General features: G+C 47.9%; 15 protein-coding genes and 1 pseudogene. 9 read left to right on the forward strand and 7 right to left on the reverse strand.

Annotation, left to right across the window (positions count from 1 at the left end; genetic code table 11):
* Positions 1-8 precede the first annotated feature (8 nt).
* Both AC5YBZ_RS01665 and AC5YBZ_RS01670 read left to right on the forward strand, forming a co-directional pair.
* Positions 9-2,015: a fumarate reductase flavoprotein subunit gene (locus AC5YBZ_RS01665; protein WP_494543338.1), complete on the forward strand. Its 2,007-nt coding sequence runs from the start codon at positions 9-11 to the stop codon at positions 2,013-2,015.
* Positions 2,012-2,743, forward strand: a complete 732-nt coding sequence (locus AC5YBZ_RS01670) for a fumarate reductase iron-sulfur subunit (protein ID WP_494543339.1) — start codon at positions 2,012-2,014, stop codon at positions 2,741-2,743. Before AC5YBZ_RS01665 ends, AC5YBZ_RS01670 begins: the two co-directional genes overlap by 4 nt.
* Positions 2,744-2,815: 72 nt before the next feature.
* Here AC5YBZ_RS01670 and rho read toward each other — a convergent pair whose 3' ends face one another.
* Positions 2,816-4,081: a transcription termination factor Rho gene (rho, locus tag AC5YBZ_RS01675; protein ID WP_475515622.1), complete on the reverse strand. Its 1,266-nt coding sequence runs from the start codon at positions 4,079-4,081 to the stop codon at positions 2,816-2,818.
* 230 nt (positions 4,082-4,311) lie between these two features.
* On the reverse strand, positions 4,312-4,638 hold the full coding sequence (gene trxA, locus AC5YBZ_RS01680) for a thioredoxin TrxA (protein WP_110455649.1): 327 nt from the start codon (positions 4,636-4,638) through the stop codon (positions 4,312-4,314).
* Positions 4,639-4,810: 172 nt separating this feature from the next.
* Between trxA and rhlB the strand changes: the two genes are divergently transcribed.
* Both rhlB and AC5YBZ_RS01690 read left to right on the forward strand, forming a co-directional pair.
* Complete coding sequence (gene rhlB / locus AC5YBZ_RS01685) at positions 4,811-6,118, forward strand: ATP-dependent RNA helicase RhlB (RefSeq protein WP_494520262.1); 1,308 nt, start codon at positions 4,811-4,813, stop codon at positions 6,116-6,118.
* A complete protein-coding gene (locus AC5YBZ_RS01690; RefSeq protein WP_494543340.1) occupies positions 6,119-7,060 on the forward strand; it encodes a Ppx/GppA phosphatase family protein in 942 nt (313 codons plus the stop codon). It begins immediately after the preceding gene.
* Positions 7,061-7,236: 176 nt separating this feature from the next.
* On the opposite strand, the gene AC5YBZ_RS01695 is transcribed toward AC5YBZ_RS01690, so the two are convergent.
* From AC5YBZ_RS01695 to AC5YBZ_RS01715, 5 genes are all read right to left on the reverse strand, one after another.
* Positions 7,237-7,773, reverse strand: coding sequence for a thioredoxin family protein (locus tag AC5YBZ_RS01695; RefSeq protein WP_494524263.1), 537 nt, complete (start codon positions 7,771-7,773; stop codon positions 7,237-7,239).
* 183 nt (positions 7,774-7,956) lie between these two features.
* A complete protein-coding gene (locus tag AC5YBZ_RS01700) occupies positions 7,957-8,535 on the reverse strand; it encodes a nucleoside triphosphate pyrophosphohydrolase family protein (RefSeq protein ID WP_494543341.1) in 579 nt (192 codons plus the stop codon).
* Between the two features lie 173 nt (positions 8,536-8,708).
* The gene (locus AC5YBZ_RS01705; RefSeq protein ID WP_494524264.1) at positions 8,709-9,302 is read right to left on the reverse strand and encodes a TlpA family protein disulfide reductase; all 594 of its coding nucleotides are present in this window, start codon (positions 9,300-9,302) and stop codon (positions 8,709-8,711) included.
* Positions 9,295-9,771 carry a cytochrome c-type biogenesis protein gene (locus AC5YBZ_RS01710; protein WP_494520257.1) on the reverse strand — a complete coding sequence of 159 codons (477 nt, stop codon included), beginning with the start codon at positions 9,769-9,771 and terminating at the stop codon, positions 9,295-9,297. The genes AC5YBZ_RS01705 and AC5YBZ_RS01710 overlap by 8 nt, the downstream gene beginning before the upstream one ends.
* Complete coding sequence (locus tag AC5YBZ_RS01715) at positions 9,771-11,753, reverse strand: heme lyase CcmF/NrfE family subunit (RefSeq protein ID WP_494524265.1); 1,983 nt, start codon at positions 11,751-11,753, stop codon at positions 9,771-9,773. Before AC5YBZ_RS01715 ends, AC5YBZ_RS01710 begins: the two co-directional genes overlap by 1 nt.
* Positions 11,754-12,250: 497 nt before the next feature.
* Here AC5YBZ_RS01715 and AC5YBZ_RS01720 point away from each other — a divergent pair.
* The 5 genes and pseudogenes from AC5YBZ_RS01720 (at position 12,251) to AC5YBZ_RS01740 (ending at position 17,127) form a co-directional block, all read left to right on the forward strand.
* Positions 12,251-14,289, forward strand: a pseudogene (locus tag AC5YBZ_RS01720) (multiheme c-type cytochrome).
* A gap of 71 nt (positions 14,290-14,360) precedes the next feature.
* Entirely contained in the window at positions 14,361-14,786 is a 426-nt protein-coding gene (locus tag AC5YBZ_RS01725) for a rhodanese-like domain-containing protein (protein ID WP_494543342.1), read from the forward strand.
* A gap of 59 nt (positions 14,787-14,845) precedes the next feature.
* Positions 14,846-15,631, forward strand: a complete 786-nt coding sequence (locus tag AC5YBZ_RS01730; protein WP_494543343.1) for an FKBP-type peptidyl-prolyl cis-trans isomerase — start codon at positions 14,846-14,848, stop codon at positions 15,629-15,631.
* 27 nt (positions 15,632-15,658) lie between these two features.
* Positions 15,659-16,357, forward strand: coding sequence for a tetratricopeptide repeat protein (locus AC5YBZ_RS01735; protein ID WP_494543344.1), 699 nt, complete (start codon positions 15,659-15,661; stop codon positions 16,355-16,357).
* 62 nt (positions 16,358-16,419) lie between these two features.
* The gene (locus AC5YBZ_RS01740; protein WP_494520251.1) at positions 16,420-17,127 is read left to right on the forward strand and encodes a 4Fe-4S dicluster domain-containing protein; all 708 of its coding nucleotides are present in this window, start codon (positions 16,420-16,422) and stop codon (positions 17,125-17,127) included.

Below are 17,127 nucleotides of genomic sequence, written 5' to 3' on the forward strand. Positions count from 1 at the left end.
GAGCAAGTGTGAAACTGATATATACCGATTCTCTGGTCGTTGGCGCTGGACTCGCGGGGCTGAGGGTGGCGATAGCCTCAAAAGAGCGAGGGTTAGATACTGTTGTATTGTCATTGATCCCAGCTAAACGATCCCATTCGGCGGCCGCCCAAGGGGGGATGCAGGCAAGCCTTGGTAATACGGTAAAAGGGATGGGCGATGATGAAGATGTCCATTTTCAAGATACGGTAAAAGGATCGGATTGGGGGTGCGATCAAGAGGTCGCACGCATGTTTGCCCATTGCGCCCCCAAAGCGGTGCGCGAGTTGGCAAACTGGGGCGTACCTTGGACGCGGGTAACCAAAGGGCCGCGTGAGGTCGTGGTGAATGCCCAAAAGGTCACCATTGAAGAGGCAGAAGCTGCCCACGGGTTAATTAACGCCCGTGATTTTGGTGGCACCAAGAAGTGGCGCACCTGCTATACGGCAGACGGCACGGGTCACTCATTGCTTTATGCTGTCGATAACAAAGCTATTTCATTAGATATTCCCGTTCATGAGCGTATCGAAGCCTTAGCCTTAATTCACGATGGCACGCGCTGCCAAGGTGTGGTGGCTCGCTGCCTGATCACGGGCGAGTTACGTGCCTATATTGCTAAATCGACTACGATTGCCACTGGCGGTTATGGACGAATTTACGAAGTCTCAACGAATGCGATTATCTGCGAAGGCATTGGCCAAGCATTAGCGCTTGAAACCGGTGTAGCTAAGCTGGGTAACATGGAGGCAGTGCAGTTTCACCCTACCGCCATTGTGCCAGTGGGGATTTTAACCACTGAAGGCTGCCGCGGTGATGGCGGCTTACTGCGTGATAAAGATGGCCATCGTTTTATGCCCGACTATGAGCCAGAGAAAAAGGAGCTGGCATCCCGTGATGTGGTGTCGCGGCGCATGACCGAGCATATTCGTAAAGGGAAAGGGGTCGATAGCCCATATGGGCCGCATCTGTGGCTCGATATTACCTTGCTGGGGCGCAAACATGTCGAGACCAACCTGCGCGAAGTCAAAGAGATCTGCGAAAACTTTTTAGGTATCGATCCGGCTAAAGATTGGATCCCAGTGCGCCCCACCCAGCACTATTCGATGGGCGGTATTCGCACCGATGCCACAGGTCAAAGCCCGCAGCTTAAAGGCTTATTTAGCGTCGGCGAAGCGGCGTGCTGGGACATGCACGGCTTTAACCGTTTAGGCGGTAACTCACTGGCAGAAACCGTGGTGGGCGGCATGATCATAGGTAAATATGTCGCCGATTTTTGTCAGCAAAATACCTTAGAGATTAATACTGCGCTGGTGGAAAAGTTTGTTAATCAGGTGCGCAGCGAAATCGACGATTTGGTCGAAGGTCAGGGCAGCGAATCCGCTTTTGATATCAAGCTTGAGATGCAGCGCATTATGATGGACTACGTGGGCATTTTCCGTAATGGCCCCGAGTTACAAAAAGCGGTGGATGAGTTGCAAGCCTTGTTGCTGCGCTCGCGCAATATAGGCTTAACCTGTAAAAAGCGCCATGCCAACCCTGAGTTGGTTGAAGCTTTGCGGGTTAAGCGCATGCTTAAAGTGGCACTTACTGTCGCTTGTGGGGCCGAGGCGCGCACCGAAAGTCGCGGTGCCCACGCCCGCGAAGACTTCCCGCAGCGTAACGATAAAGAGTGGCTCAACCGCACGCTATCGAGCTGGCCAAGTGCTGATGCCACGCTACCCGCGCTCGATTATGAACAGTTGGATGTGATGAAAATGGAATTACCTCCAGGTTACCGTGGCTACGGGATTAATAATGCGATAGCGCATCCTGATACCGAAAAACGTGAGCAGCAGATCAGCGAAATATTGAGTAAATTGCCTGATGATGCAGACCGGTATGCGCGGCAGCATGCGTTGATGCCCTTTGAAGTACCCCCGTCTCTACAAGAGAAAAACGAGCGCCTACATGATAAATCGCTGAGCAATCGCGCGCAGCTTGGAGATGAAGCCAAATGAGCCAAGGTAGAACCTTAACCTTTAATATTTTCCGCTATGATCCGCAAGAACCGGGTGATAAGCCCAAAATGGTTAAATACCAGCTTGAAGAAGCACCAGGGATGACAGTGTTTATTGCACTGAACATGCTGAGAGAGAAGCAAGACCCTTCGTTGCAGTTCGATTTTGTTTGCCGCGCCGGTATTTGTGGTAGCTGCGCCATGGTGATCAATGGGTATCCCACACTAGCGTGCCGCACCTTAACCAGTAAATACCCTAAAGGCGAGCTCACCTTGATGCCGCTGCCCGGCTTTGAATTAATTGGCGATCTGTCGGTCAATACGGGTAAGTTTATGCGCGAACTCGCCGAACGCTTAAAGCTGTGGTTGCATCCAAGGCAGGATGAAATCGATATTCATCGCATCGAAGCACCAATGGCTCCAGAAGAGGCGGCCAAACTGTATGAGCTCGATCGCTGCGTTGAGTGCGGTGTGTGTGTGTCAGCCTGCGCCACTAAACAGATGCGCGACACCTTTGTGGGTGCCGTAGGCATGATGAAAATTGCCCGCTTCGAACTCGATAGCCGTGATGCCCGTAGCGTGGAAGATTTTTACCATGTGATTGGTAATCAAGATGGGGTGTTTGGCTGCATGACCTTGCTCGGCTGCCAGGATAACTGCCCGAAAGATCTGCCGCATATGCAGCAAATTGCCTATTTACGCCGTAAAATGGCCGGTGCCTTGGTATAGAAACAGCACCATCTTGCCATAAAAAATGCCGCTAATTAGCGGCATTTTTATTCAGCATAGATAATCTATCGTTTAGCTTTTAGAGCGTTTCATGGCGGTAAAGAACTCTTCGTTCGTTTTCGTCATGGCAAGCTTATCGATAAGGAACTCCATACCCGTCACTTCATCCATTGGATTAAGGATTTTGCGTAAGATCCACATTTTCTGTAGCTCTTCAGGTGTGGTCAGTTTCTCTTCACGACGAGTACCTGAGCGGTTGAAATCAATCGCTGGGAATACACGTTTTTCTGCTGCTTTACGCGACAGGTGAAGCTCTTGGTTACCTGTACCTTTAAATTCTTCGTAGATCACTTCGTCCATCTTCGAACCAGTATCAACCAACGCAGTAGCGATAATGGTTAAGCTGCCACCGTGTTCGATGTTACGTGCAGCACCAAAGAAGCGCTTTGGACGATGCAGTGCGTTAGCGTCAACACCACCGGTAAGTACCTTACCTGATGATGGGATCACTGTGTTGTAAGCACGTGCTAGGCGGGTAATCGAATCGAGTAAGATCACTACGTCTTTTTTGTGTTCAACTAAACGCTTGGCTTTTTCGATTACCATTTCGGCCACTTGTACGTGTCGGCTTGCAGGTTCATCGAAGGTAGAAGCGATAACTTCACCTTTTACCATGCGCTGCATTTCGGTCACTTCTTCAGGGCGCTCATCAATCAGTAGTACCATCAACACCACTTCTGGGTTGTTGTAGGCAATGCTTTGCGCCATGTTTTGCAGTAGCAGTGTTTTACCGGCTTTTGGCGGCGCCACGATCAAGCCACGCTGACCTTTACCAATCGGTGAACACAGGTCCAAAATTCGCGAGGTGATATCTTCAGTTGAACCATTACCACGTTCCATACGCATACGCTCTTCAGCATGCAGTGGGGTAAGGTTTTCAAACAGGATTTTATTACGAGAGTTTTCAGGCTTGTCGAAGTTAACTTCGGTGACTTTCAATAAGGCAAAATAACGTTCGCCCTCTTTTGGTGGACGGATCTTACCAAAGATGGTGTCACCAGTTCGCATATTGAAACGACGAATTTGGCTGGGTGAAACATAGATATCGTCTGGGCCAGCGAGATATGAGCCGTCAGCACTACGAAGGAAGCCAAAACCATCTTGCAGAATCTCTAAAACACCACCACCGAAAATATCTTCGCCGCTTTTTGCGTGGGCTTTAAGGATTGCGAAAATAATGTCCTGCTTGCGAGCGCGGGCCATATTTTCTAGCTTCATGTCTTGGGCGAGTTGTACTAAATCTGAAATCGGTGTGTCTTTTAATTCTGATAAATTCATCTTGGTGGGTCTTGTTCTTACGTGACAATGCTATCTTTGATCAATGAATGTACAACATTTAAGAATATCGATCGAATAGCAAGAAGTGGGTTAGTTAGAATGAGTCTGGTTATTAAAGTAGCACTAACAAGGCTAGGCGTCTAGAAATTTAGCGAATCCCGACACAATTACTTTTGTAAGCTGTGTCGAGAGTCACTTTCTGCGATCAAAATGTCATAGAGATCGGGATATTACAGCTGTGCGTCGATAAACTCTTTAAGTTGAGTCTTAGACAATGCGCCCACTTTTGTGTCGGCTAGCTCACCGTTTTTGAAGATAAGTAAAGTAGGGATACCACGTACGCCATACTTAGCAGGTGAAGCATTGTTTTGGTCAACGTTTAGCTTGGCGATAGTTACCTTGCCTTCGTACTCTTCTGCTACGTCATCTAGGATTGGGGCGATCATCTTACAAGGACCACACCATTCAGCCCAGAAATCCACCACTACAGGGATGTCAGACTTAAGTACGTCGTTTTCGAAGCTGTCGTCGCTTAAGGTAATAATTTTATCGCTCATGATGTTCTCCAGTTGAGGTGCCATTACTGGTTTGTTAATGGCTTAAGCTGTATATTGGGTCTGAAATCAGCTTTTCAAGATTTTTTTAGCGGCTTTCAGAGCTGTTTTTTCATTAGCCGCTATTTCAAACGATTAAGTTCCTTATTGCAACCCTAACTGGTATGCTTGCGCTATGAGCGAAACACATTTAACAAATACAAAGTTTGCCGACTTTACTCTGCATCCAGAGATACAACAGGCACTAATCGAAAGCGGTTTTGAATATTGCACGCCAATCCAAGCATTATCATTACCAATTTTACTCCAGCATAAAGATATTGCGGGTCAAGCACAGACAGGCACAGGTAAAACCTTAGCCTTTTTGGTCGCCACCTTTAACCACTTATTGACCACTCCAGCTCCTGAAGGACGTGAGATCAATCAGCCTCGTGCGATTGTGATGGCGCCGACACGCGAACTAGCGATTCAAATTGCCAAAGATGCCAACTTGCTGGCCAAGCACACCGGGCTAAAAGTCGGGATTGTTTTTGGTGGTGAAAGCTACGACGTTCAGCGTAAGGTGCTTGATAAAGGCGTCGACATCTTAATTGGTACCACTGGGCGTATCATCGATTACGTTCGCCAAGGGGTACTCAATGTCAGCTCGATTCAGGCAGTGGTGCTCGATGAAGCCGATCGCATGTTTGACTTAGGCTTTATTAAAGATATTCGTTTCCTATTTAGACGTATGCCAGACGCCAAATCGCGCCTGAATATGTTGTTCTCGGCGACGCTGTCGATGAAGGTGCAAGAGCTGGCTTATGATCATATGAATGATCCCGAGAAAGTGGAAATTGCCCCAAGCGAAAAAACCTCAAAAAATATTACTGAAGAAATTTTCTATCCTTCACAGGAAGAGAAGATGCGTCTGTTGCTGACGCTGATTGAAGAAGATTGGCCAGATAAAGCCATTGTCTTCTCTAACACCAAGCACAGCTGCGAGAATATCTGGGCCCACTTAGAAGGTGACGGACATCGTGTTGGACTGCTAACGGGTGATGTGCCACAGAAGAAGCGTATTCGTATCTTAGAAGATTTTACCCAAGGTAAGTTGGATATCTTGGTAGCCACCGATGTAGCTGCACGTGGTCTGCATATTTCTGACGTATCTCATGTATATAATTACGATCTTCCCGATGATTGCGAAGACTATGTACACCGTATTGGTCGTACGGGACGTGCGGGTCAAAAAGGGAAGTCGATCAGTTTTGCCTGTGAAGAGTATGCCCTCAACTTACCGGCGATCGAGAGTTATATTCAGCACTCTATTCCTGTCACTAATTACGACAGTGAAGCCTTGCTGAGTGATTTACCGCCGCCTGTACGCATTCATCGTAAGCACACCACGCGTCCCGCTGGCCGCCCTGGTAGTGGCAAACCACAAGGTGCACGTCCTGGCGCACGCCCAAGACGTCACGATAGGACGCGTAGACACAGCTAAATGAAGCGCGCTGGCTTAGGGCCTAAGTATGCGGCCATTACCTTAGGATCAAATAGTTTTAATATGCTGGTGGCGCAAACCGTCGCCGGCAGCCCTAAAGTGGTGGCAAAATATAAGCGCAAGGTGCGCCTTGCCGAAGGCATTGGCCCTGGTGGCGTATTAAGCCCCGAGGTGTTTACCCGTGGGCTTGACTGCCTAAAGATGTTTTCACAGATGCTCGATAAAGAGGGCATTAGCCGCGACCATATTACCGTTATTGCCACCGCGACACTGCGCAGCATCAATAATGCCAGCGCATTTTGCCAAGCGGCGCTGCCTATTTTAGGTCAACCGATTGAGATTATTTCGGGGCTGCGTGAAGCGGAATTGATCTATCAAGGCATGGTTGCGACTACCACCACAGAGGGTCGCCGATTGGTGATCGACATTGGTGGTGCCAGCACTGAGTTTATTATTGGTGATGGCGACAAAGTGCTCCTCAAAACCAGCCTTTCTATGGGCTGCGTTACGTTTAAGCAACTGTTTTTCACTCAATTTCCATTTCAGCTGGCAGACTTTGATTCTGCACAGGCACAGGTCGTTAACCTGTTGGGTGATTATCGTGCTCAACTGCTTCAGCTTAGTTGGCATAGTGTGGTTGGCGCATCGGGTACAGTGCAATCAATCGTTGAACTACTCAACGCGCGTGGCCTGTCTGCAACCATCACTCCTGCGATATTGTTGCAATTACGCGATGAAGTGCTAGGTCAAACCGATGTTAGCATGCTGCAGATTGCAGGCTTACATCCTGAGCGAGCCCCCACTTTTGCCGCAGGATTATCGATTTTACTGGGCTTATTTAATGTGCTGCATATTGAGTCGTTAAATTTGTCGGGCGGTGCGCTGCGTGAAGGCGTATTACTACAATTATCTCGGCGAATTGCAGCTACATCTGCTGCATAATCACGTCTTTATTGTCCACATATATCTGCGATTAACCCACAGTTGCAGCCCCAGAGCGTCTCATTAAGCAAGAGCTCCCGCTTAATTTACATGCAACAAGTTAGCACTGGATTAGTTAACATGACTGCACAAAAAAAGCCGCTAATGCGGCTTTCTTATGAGTCATGGCTAACGGCCTAGTTGAGGATGTTGGCCAGATCGACTTCTAGTGAGGTCTGTGGACGCTCAACAATGCGGCCAATCTCTTCACCTTGCTGTTTGACGATAAAGGTCGGAATACGGCTAAATTCGTACTGCGCCGCTAAGCCTTCGCTATCTTGTTTGCTGCGATCCACCCCTATGTAGGTCACCTTGACGTTGGGATTGTTCAACTGCTCTATGATGCGAATAAAGCGCGGTGTTTCGCGGTGACAATCAGGGCACCAAGTGCCAATAATAACGACAATTTCAGTCGGCTCAGTGATCGCTTTTAATGGTTCGATGGCTGCTGTATCGACTTGATAAGTTTGGTAACCTTCGCCAAATTCGCTAAGTTCGGTCACTAAGGTTTGTGCTGGAACGATACCGGTTAGAATCACTTCTTGTTTCTCCTCACTGCAAGTGGCAATAAAGCCTTCTTGCTTGCCTTCAAAGGCGCAACCGCCATTAGCCAATACCTGAGTGCTAAAAAATAGCGCCGTAGTGGCGAGTAAGGCTGCAATATTATTGGTCATGATAATTCCTCAGGGACGATAAGCACTAGATTCATTTAACCCTATTCAATCATCTAAATCGGTTAGCGAGTAGTGCTTATTATCTTAGCTGTTAACTGGGTCACGGCTGGAATTCAATTAATGATACCTAGGTCTCATCTCATTTCAGACGGATCATGTTAGACAGCTCCTGAGGAGGATAAATTAGGCTTTTATCAAGCGACTTAGATCGGCAGGGCGGTAGTAAACTGATTTTAGCACCTTGCCTTGGCGCACGACTTTACCTGCCATATCAACATCTTTAGCACATTTAGCTATGATGAAGTCGCCTTTCTTGCTACCGACAATGTCAACACCCTGTTTAGCATAATGAGCGACGGTTTCTGCTAACTCTTGTTCATTACGGCACACCTTACTCATGTTGCTCGAGTGCACTTCATCCCAGCAGCGCACAAAATCGATATCACGATTATTGGCCACATGCAGCAGCAGATCGATAAGGTAGCTGATAGCAATACAGTCGTTAACCTGTTTGGCACCCATATGCACCAGACGCCCCATCAATACATAAACAGAGTCGACAATCGCATCGGCTTGTTCTATGCGGCAATCGGCTTCAGCTAGCTCGGTCAGCTCTTCAATCGCTAAAGAGGTGTGTAATGTATCCGCTTTATCGTCGAGGCTGCTGGTATCTTCAATGGGCAGATCGAAGGTAGAGCGGAACTGGTGAATATCGCGATAAAGGTGATCATAAAGCGGTTGCTGTAGTGCGGTTAATTTCATCAAACTGGCCTTGGAACATAACGATTAATGGCGCAATTCTAATTTAATGGTGCGGTAATTGAAAGTCGTGGTCGCAGCTCAAGCTAGCGATGCCGAGATAAAAAAGACCGCCCGACGAAAGGGTCGCGTTGTCGGGCGGGAGCAATGAAAGCGGGGGGATAAACTATGGCAAATTAAGAGCGAGTGGGTGATGCATACTTGGCGGTGAGTTGTTCAAGGTAGGGTTGCACCTCTTTATCGCCCCAATCTAAATAACCGCGCAAAAAACCGATGAGGTTACCTTCGCCATCAAACACATAGGTAGCAGGCACTACATCTGCTGGAAGCATCTTATCGATCTGCTGCTGTGGATCGATCAACGTAGGGTAGTCTCCTAAGTTATGGCGGGTTAAAAATGCGGCCACTTGCTCGTATTGCTCATCGATAGACAGTGGCAGTACCACTAACTTATTGGTGTGATTATCGCGCCGGATCTTGTCCATCATCGGGATCTCTTTAATGCAGGGGGCGCACCAAGTGGCCCACAGGTTAACCAGTACCAGATTGCCGCGATAATCGCTCAGCTTAACCTTGGCCCCCTCAAGCGTTTCAAAAGGGACTTCACTGACTTTGCGCGCGTGTTGCATCTCGATAAAGCGCGACATGATCATGGGTTTAGGTAAGTTATCACCAGTGGCGTACACCTTTTCATTTGGCATGGCCCCCTGCGATTGTCCCATGGTGAGTAGCATTGATAAGCCGATGATAACCAGCAGTTGTTTAGTCATGATGCGTATCCATATTACTAATTTTAGAGGAAGATGTTGTCGATTGATGTTGCTTGAATCCCCATGCCGCCACCAATAGCAATAACCCCAGCGGAAACAGATACAGCACTAAAGTTCCTACGGAAAATGTTGGCATATAGCGGATCTGCTGGCCGTAACGGGCCACCATAAAATCGATGATCTCGCTTTTACGTTTGCCTTGTTCTAACTGCAGAAAAATTTCTGCTTTGAGCTCATTGGCTATCTTAGTTTGCGAGTCCAACAGGTTTTGATTGGCCGACATGGGACAGCGTAGCGACTTAGCGATATCAAATCCCAGGGCTTTTATTTCGGCTTGCGAGTAGACAGGGGCTGGCGTTGATGCTGGCAAGGATGACGGCGTTGTAGCGTTGGCCGAAAATACGCTTAATCCTAGCCATAACAGGCAGTTGAATGTGACAAGTCGGCAAAGTGTGAGCTTAGACTTCATCACAGCCCTCCATTATGTACTGACGGCGCACCAAGGCGATGCCCTGCGCTGTGAGGGTTACGCGCAGCGCTGGGAGTTGCTGGGCGGCGTAGCAGGCAGATACCGGCCACCATCATCATTAAGGCTCCTATCCAAATCCAATTGACCAAAGGTTTATAACTGATCCGCACAAGGTATTCGCTGTCGCTGAGCGGCGTCCCCATGGAGATGTAGATGTCGCCAAACAAACTGCGATGGATCCCCGCTGCCGAGAGTTGCATGCCGTTGGTGTTAAAGGTCTGTCGCTGTGGGTAAATATAAGCAAACACTTGCCCCTTGGCATCGCTAACCTGAATTTTGGCCTGAATCGCACTGTAGCTTGGATATTCAACCTGCTCAGTTGCTTCATAAACAAAGGTGTACCCCGCGACGACTTTACCTTGTCCCGGGCCCATTCGCAGTAACTCTTCCTGCTCAAAATGAGACACAGTGGTTGCGCCTAAAATACTCACTGCCACGGCCAAATGGGCCAGGCACATGGCGTTAAAATGCTGGGTTCTGCCAGTACTGGGCGCTCGGTGACCATAGTGCAACCGCACCGCCGCCACGATGCAGATAATCAACCATAGGGCAGAAAAACTGCCGCAAATAAAGTAGCCGCTAAGCTGGGGTAACGCTATCAGGTTCAGTAGCAACGCCAGCCCGAATGCCAGCCCAGCATACAGGCCTAATTGCATAAACACCTTGGGCTGTGCCTGTTGCCAGCGCACCAGCGGCGCTGCGCCCATTAGCAGGCAAATCAATACCAGCAACGGAATAAACAGACTGTTGAAGTAGGGCGCGCCAACGGAAATGCTTTGCTGGGTAAGGACTTCATACAGCAACGGGTAACAGGTGCCAAGTAAGATGGAAAGAGCTGCAACGAGAAGGATAAGATTGCCCAGCATCATCAGGCTTTCTTTGCTGTGCAGGCTATAGCGGCTAGTTTTGAGTAATGACGGCGCGCGGTAGGCAAACAGGGTAAAGCCCCCAGCCGAAAATAATATCAGTAGAGTCAAAATCGACACGCCTCGGCTCGGATCGGCGGCAAAGGCATGGACCGATTGCACCACCCCTGAGCGCACTAAGAAGGTGCCCAGTAGGCAGATGGCAAAGCCTAACAAACAAGTGAATAGGGTCGAAGCATAAAAATCATCTCGTTTACTGCTCAATATGAGTGCATGCATCATGGCGGTGGCCACTAACCAAGGAATAAATGAGGCGTTTTCGACTGGGTCCCAAAACCACCACCCTCCCCAACCTAGCTCGTTATAGGCCCACCATGAGCCAAAGGCGTTGCCACCAGTGAGTGCTACCCAAGTTAAAATAGCCCATGGACGGATGCGCTTGCAGTGGGCTTGAATGTTAGCTTGGGTATCGAGTAGCGCGGCCACGGCCGCAGCAAAACAGACCGTCAGCCCCACATAGCCGACAAACAGCAGTGGCGGATGCAATATTAGCCCAATGTCTTGCAGTATAGGGTTTAGGTCGCGTCCCTCGAGCGGGATGTTGGGCAGCAAGCGTGCAAACGGGTTAGAGGTAAACAGTAAGAAGAGTAAGAAACCGCACATGATGGCGGCGAGAATGGCGCAAAGGCTGCGCATAAAGGCATTGTTAGCTTTGTGCTGGTTGACGATATAACTGCTCCACAGAGCGGTGGCGGTTATCCAAAATAGCATTGAGCCTTCATGACCGCCCCATACCGCCGCCACCTTATAGATGCTGGCTAATTGGGTGTTGGAATGGTTGGCCACGTAAGCGACCGAAAAATCGTTAGTAATAAACAGATAGCCCAAAATAACAATTGCCCCCAGTAGGGCAACAGTATTGAGATGAATTAATAAGCTGGTGAGTGTATGGGTTTGTGGTTCACCGCTGCTGCTTTTAAATAGTGGTAACGCTGCGATGAGTAAACACATTACTGTTGCAATAATAAGTAGTAATAACCCAATTTCTGCCGCCATAGTTCCACCGATGATATTAATTATTTGCGTGTCTGCATTTATTAATCGATAGCGTTAACTTTGCTTATATAGATAAATAGAGACTGTGTTAAATGCACAGTAAATTAATGGCGCAAGCGTTTCTGTGAGCTTAAGCAAGTAAAAACAATCCATCCTATTCGCTGAATATTTTTGAAAAATAAATCTTTATTTTGAGGTGTTTTTACATCTAAAAGAGTTCAATTCATATCTAAAAAACAGATTTCAACATCACATTAAGGTGTTGTTTTTAATTGTCTTTTGCTGTTTTCACAACTGTTGATAGATAATGGCGCAGGAGGTGTGCGCTAGCTCATGTTTTTAATGGTTTTTATGTGAAGAATACTGAACTTGCTCAGTTGTATAAGTCGTTCGGTTAACGGTTGTTTTTATTAAATCCAACAGATGGTTGTGTAATGGATGAGCAATTAAATGTTGGTTATAGCAATACAAAATAAAATAAAATTTAGGAGTGAATGATGAGACGATGGAAACACAAGGTAGCCTTAAGCGTGCTATTTTGTTTCGGTGCCATTGCTAATGTTAACGCTGCTGGTGGTAAATATAACAGCGTACCAGAAATGGGCAAAACCGCGCAAAATGCGATTGCTAACTATCAAGGTACAGAACAAAAGAATGGTGTGAAAACACTGCAAGATTACGTGGTTCAAGAAGCAGAGCTATTTGACTTCTTATTTGAGAACCACCCCATGTTTAAATACCATGAAGCCGGTAATTTAGTCGGCGAATATCACATTAGTGACCGTGGTGAAGAATATTTAGATACAGGTCACAGCCCTAAATATAGCGCCAGAGTCGGTACGCCGCGTGCGGTGCAGTACCGCTTAGGGGCTAAATCGATTCTTGACTATCCTAATAACTTTGTGGCCCCGAAAAATGTGCCGAATGTCATGCAACCCAATATGAAAAGTGGCAGCGTTCTCGTCATGCTAAAACAATTCGTTTCCCTGGTGAGCACCCAGAAGTGGGTAACGACATCGAACAAACCATGTATCAGACTAAGGATACCTCCATCTTGCCAGATGGTATTACCCCTGATGCGATTTATGCCACAGTGGGTACGCCCCGCACCAAATATGGCTTTATCGACTCTTGGCTAGTCCGCGGTACTTATCATATCGAAGGCGGTTTACTTAAAGATGGTACCGGTAAGATGATTGCCGGTGGTAACCAGTTCTCTCGTGGTTGGGCGGAATGGCTCACCCCAGAAATGGCTCAAAAAATCAATGCTGTTATCCCTGAATTCCCCACCACAATGGAAGAGTTCGGTGCCAGTGGTTCGCATCAGTGGGGCATGAGCTCTTACGGCGCTAAGTACCGTAAAGAGTTATTGTTCCAACCAGCGAGTTCATACTGTGAAGTGTGCCACACCTTCAAGTTCGACTTCCAAAGCAAGCAAGAGTTCTTTGATGCCTTGGGCGATCCGAAGAAACTGCAAGAGCACACGATTAGCCGCGGTATCGCGTGTGAAGAGTGTCATGGCGCAGGCGGTCACTTAGATGGTGGTACCGGTGGTATGGAGTCAAACTGTGAGCGCTGTCATCAGCGTTTCCAATATGACGAGACCTTGGCCGATACACCGCAAGCTCAAGAGAAGCGTGAGTATGCCTTTGGCGTGAAAATGAAGTCACTTTGTCCTTCATGTGGTACCGAAGGGTCGCAAATGTACAACTCAGCTCACTATGAAAAAGGCATGCGCTGTACTACTTGTCATGATCCACACGAAGTCACCGATGGTGATTGGAAGTCGGATATCACTAAGCCTAAGCTGAAAACAGATTGTAAGGATTGCCATGAAGCGCAAACCCTAATCGCTAGCAATACCGATACCCATAGCGAACAAACGTGTCAAAGCTGTCACATGCCTAACATGGGCAGTTGTGAAAACTTCAAAGCGATTCAATTCCCAGACCAAGCCGGTTTCGACGCCGTGCGTAAGTCACACATGTGGAAAATTGACGTCAACCCAACGCGTAAAACTCTTAACCCACCAGAAGGCCAGTCGCGTGTTGCAGGTCCTGAAGGGGCGAAAGGTTGGACAGTGGCGAAAAATGAAGAGGGTCGTTCATACCTTGACTTAATGTGGACCTGTGCTCGCACCTCAATTTCCGACCACGACGTGGTTGAAAACAAAGGTTGTCATAGTCAGTTCCAGTCAGAGCTAGAAACTGGTCTGCATTATGAAGATCAGATGGAGATCTACGGTGAAGTGATGAAGTGGCAGAAGCCAATCAAAGAGGTGTTCACCCAAGTCGAACAAGCTTTGGTTCGCATCGACCAGTTACTCGAAGTCACTAAGCTATCAACTGAAGACAAGACTCAAGTGCTTATGCTCGCAGAGAAAGCACAAGAGGCAGTTGATCTGATTAAGAAAGATGGCTCTTGGGGTGTGCATGGCTTCCGTTATAGCCAAAAACGTCTCGATGCAGCACTGACCTATGTAACACAAGCGCAAAACATTTTAGACGGCAGCGGCTATTCGGCTAAAGCTCACTAAAAGGGATTGCTAACGGACCTAGGCATGGGGGACTGATAACCCTTTGTGCCTGGGTCAATAGGAGCAAGCATATGAAACAATGCGTTGGAATGATCTTCGCGGCCATGATAGCAAGCGGTATCGCCCCTTGTTATGCCGGAGGGGGCGGGGAGATGGCGCCTGCGACCTACCATGAGATCAAGCTCAACACCATCAGCCTGCTGGAAGCCGAGAGCTTACTCAAGCAAGGGGGAGTGTATTTCTTTGATGTAAATACCTTAGAGCTTTGGGCTGAAGGGTTTATTCCTGGGGCAGTGTACTTCAACGTCGACAACTGGAAGGCGTTACTGCCTAAAGAGAAAGATGCCGTCATGGTGTTTTACTGTGCCAATCGTCTCTGTAATGCCAGCGAGATCGCGGCGCGAGAAGTGATGAAGCTAGGGTACACCCAAGTGAGGCAGATGCACGATGGCATCTATGGCTGGCGCCTATCGGGTCGAGCCACTGAAAAACCATAACAATAAGATTTTTATCCATTTGACATTCATTCGAGCAATAACGTTTAGAGAGAATCAATATGAAAACGATCACCAAGAAGTCTTTATCGATGACCACTTTATCCCTACTTTGCGGTTTCTCGTTGATGGCCTCGGCCAGTGAAGTGAGCCAAGAAGTGAATGATGCCTCTTATGCTATGGGGGCGTCGGTTGGCCATTATATTTCCGGCAAAATTTACAATCAGACTGAGCTCGGCGCCGAGATCCATATCGACACTGTCATCCAAGGGATGATTGATGCGCTTAAGGGCGAGGGCAAGATGTCGGACGAGGAGATCTTGACCCATTTAAATACGCGAGCCGAGCTGCTCAACACTATTCGAGACCAGCGTATCGAAGATCTGTCGATTAAAAATATCGCTGCCGGCAGCGCGTATCTTGCCACCAATAAAACCAACCCAGGTGTTACGGTGACCGACTCGGGCCTGCAATATGAAGTCATCACCTTAGGCACTGGGCGTAAACCGCTAGAGTCCGATGTGGTTACCGTGCATTACAAAGGGCAACTGGTCGACGGCACCGTTTTTGATAGCTCTTATGATCGCAATGAACCCAATCGTTTTGCCTTAATGTCGGTTATCGATGGCTGGAAAGAGGGCATCGCTCTCATGCCTGAAGGCTCCACTTTTCGTTTGACCATTCCATCGGATCTTGCTTATGGCAAAGAGGTGGTGGGCATTATTCCGCCTAGCTCAACCCTGATATTTGATGTGGAGCTGGTCAAAGTCGAAGAGCCCGGTGAAAACGCCAAAGGCATGGGGCTAAGCGGTATGGGCATGGGTAGCATGATGGGCTCTGGTCACTAAGTTTACTCACCAGCAGTAGGGATGGTTATGAATAGTCTGGTTATTGCCATAGTGGTTACGTTAATGAGTTTCATCGCTCCTTTATGGATACTTCATCTCCGAGCCATAAAAAACGTTGACACTAGAGACCTCAAGTCTGCCACCTTGACACGGGATGGCTGGAAAATTCCCAGTGCTATGACGGCTACCCTGCTGCTGGTTCCCCTATTAATTTACAGTCAACTTGGTCGTTTTAATGAGTGGGATAAGGGCTTTATCGATGAAAACATCGACTACCTTATTGCCGCCGATATTAATAAAAATGCCCAAGCCGCCAGTGAAAAACCAAGCAATAAAATTGCTTTACTCAACTTAGCCTACGCCTATACAGAGGGCGGGTTATACCGTGAGTCGGTCGTCACACTGGACAAATTACTGGCAATAGAGACAGACGCTGAAGTGCTCGGCATGAAAGCCAATGCGCTCTATTACCGTGATGGTCGAGACATGAGCGAAGAGGTGGCCGATGCCATCTCTCAAGCCCTAGCACTCGATCCGAATGAAGTTCAATCTCTGCTACTAATGGCGACTCACGCTTACTTGAATAGGGACTTTCAGCAAGCGATCGTCTATTGGCAACAGTTATTGAATAGCGACAACCCAAGTATTAACCGAGCATCAATTAACAATGCGATTTTGAAAGCTGAGCAGAAAATAGCTAACCGTATCGTGACTGCATCTGAGTAAAAGAGTCACCTAAAAATCAGGTTAAAACAGGTGGGCATCAATGCCGACCGATGGAGGATGCTGTGAGTGAAAATATAGAGAGACGGAGGTTCCTTAAATGCTTGGGAGCCAGCTCTTTGATACTGGGGCCCTTAGGGTGTTCATCTGTCAAAGAGGAAAACGCCAATAGCAACAAACCGCATTACGTGATGGTGTTCGATCAAAATAAATGTGTGGGTTGTGGCGATTGTAAAGTGGCCTGTAATACGGCCAATAACTTGCCCGAGGGGCAATCTCGTTTACTGCTAGAGCAGCAGTCAGGCCACGTTGAGGGGCAAAAATGTCCTCATTGCGGTAAGACCGACTGTGGTTGTGAACGTAAATATGTACGTGTGTCGTGCCAGCAATGCCAAAACGCGCCTTGTGTTTCGGTGTGTCCTACGGGCGCTGCGCATCGCGATCCTGCCACGGGCATCGTCACTATGGATGCCAGTAAGTGTGCGGGCTGTAAATACTGTATTGCGGCGTGTCCTTACAATGCGCGTTACATCAATGAGGCCACAGATGTCGCCGACAACTGTGATTTTTGTTTAAACAGCAAATTGGCGAAGGGCGAGTTACCAGCTTGTGTGCAACAGTGTCGATACGACGCATTGATCTTTGGCGATATCAATGACCCTAACTCTTATGTGAGTCGGTTATTGGCGGTAAAAGACTCTGTTCGTATCAAGTCGCATTTCGGTACTGAACCCAGTTTACGATACATACCTGTAGTGAAATTGGGAGTATAG

Source organism: Shewanella sp. 553 (genome assembly GCF_059338375.1).

Excerpts from the sequence above, each read along its gene's own strand:
- AC5YBZ_RS01670 (WP_494543339.1), top strand. The coding sequence starts at position 2,012 with ATGAGCCAAGGTAGAACCTTAACCTTTAATATTTTCCGCTATGATCCG.
- rho (WP_475515622.1), bottom strand. The coding sequence starts at position 4,081 with ATGAATTTATCAGAATTAAAAGACACACCGATTTCAGATTTAGTACAA.
- trxA (WP_110455649.1), bottom strand. The coding sequence starts at position 4,638 with ATGAGCGATAAAATTATTACCTTAAGCGACGACAGCTTCGAAAACGAC.
- rhlB (WP_494520262.1), top strand. The coding sequence starts at position 4,811 with ATGAGCGAAACACATTTAACAAATACAAAGTTTGCCGACTTTACTCTG.
- AC5YBZ_RS01690 (WP_494543340.1), top strand. The coding sequence starts at position 6,119 with ATGAAGCGCGCTGGCTTAGGGCCTAAGTATGCGGCCATTACCTTAGGA.
- AC5YBZ_RS01695 (WP_494524263.1), bottom strand. The coding sequence starts at position 7,773 with ATGACCAATAATATTGCAGCCTTACTCGCCACTACGGCGCTATTTTTT.
- AC5YBZ_RS01700 (WP_494543341.1), bottom strand. The coding sequence starts at position 8,535 with ATGAAATTAACCGCACTACAGCAACCGCTTTATGATCACCTTTATCGC.
- AC5YBZ_RS01705 (WP_494524264.1), bottom strand. The coding sequence starts at position 9,302 with ATGACTAAACAACTGCTGGTTATCATCGGCTTATCAATGCTACTCACC.
- AC5YBZ_RS01710 (WP_494520257.1), bottom strand. The coding sequence starts at position 9,771 with ATGAAGTCTAAGCTCACACTTTGCCGACTTGTCACATTCAACTGCCTG.
- AC5YBZ_RS01715 (WP_494524265.1), bottom strand. The coding sequence starts at position 11,753 with ATGGCGGCAGAAATTGGGTTATTACTACTTATTATTGCAACAGTAATG.
- AC5YBZ_RS01725 (WP_494543342.1), top strand. The coding sequence starts at position 14,361 with ATGAAACAATGCGTTGGAATGATCTTCGCGGCCATGATAGCAAGCGGT.
- AC5YBZ_RS01730 (WP_494543343.1), top strand. The coding sequence starts at position 14,846 with ATGAAAACGATCACCAAGAAGTCTTTATCGATGACCACTTTATCCCTA.
- AC5YBZ_RS01735 (WP_494543344.1), top strand. The coding sequence starts at position 15,659 with ATGAATAGTCTGGTTATTGCCATAGTGGTTACGTTAATGAGTTTCATC.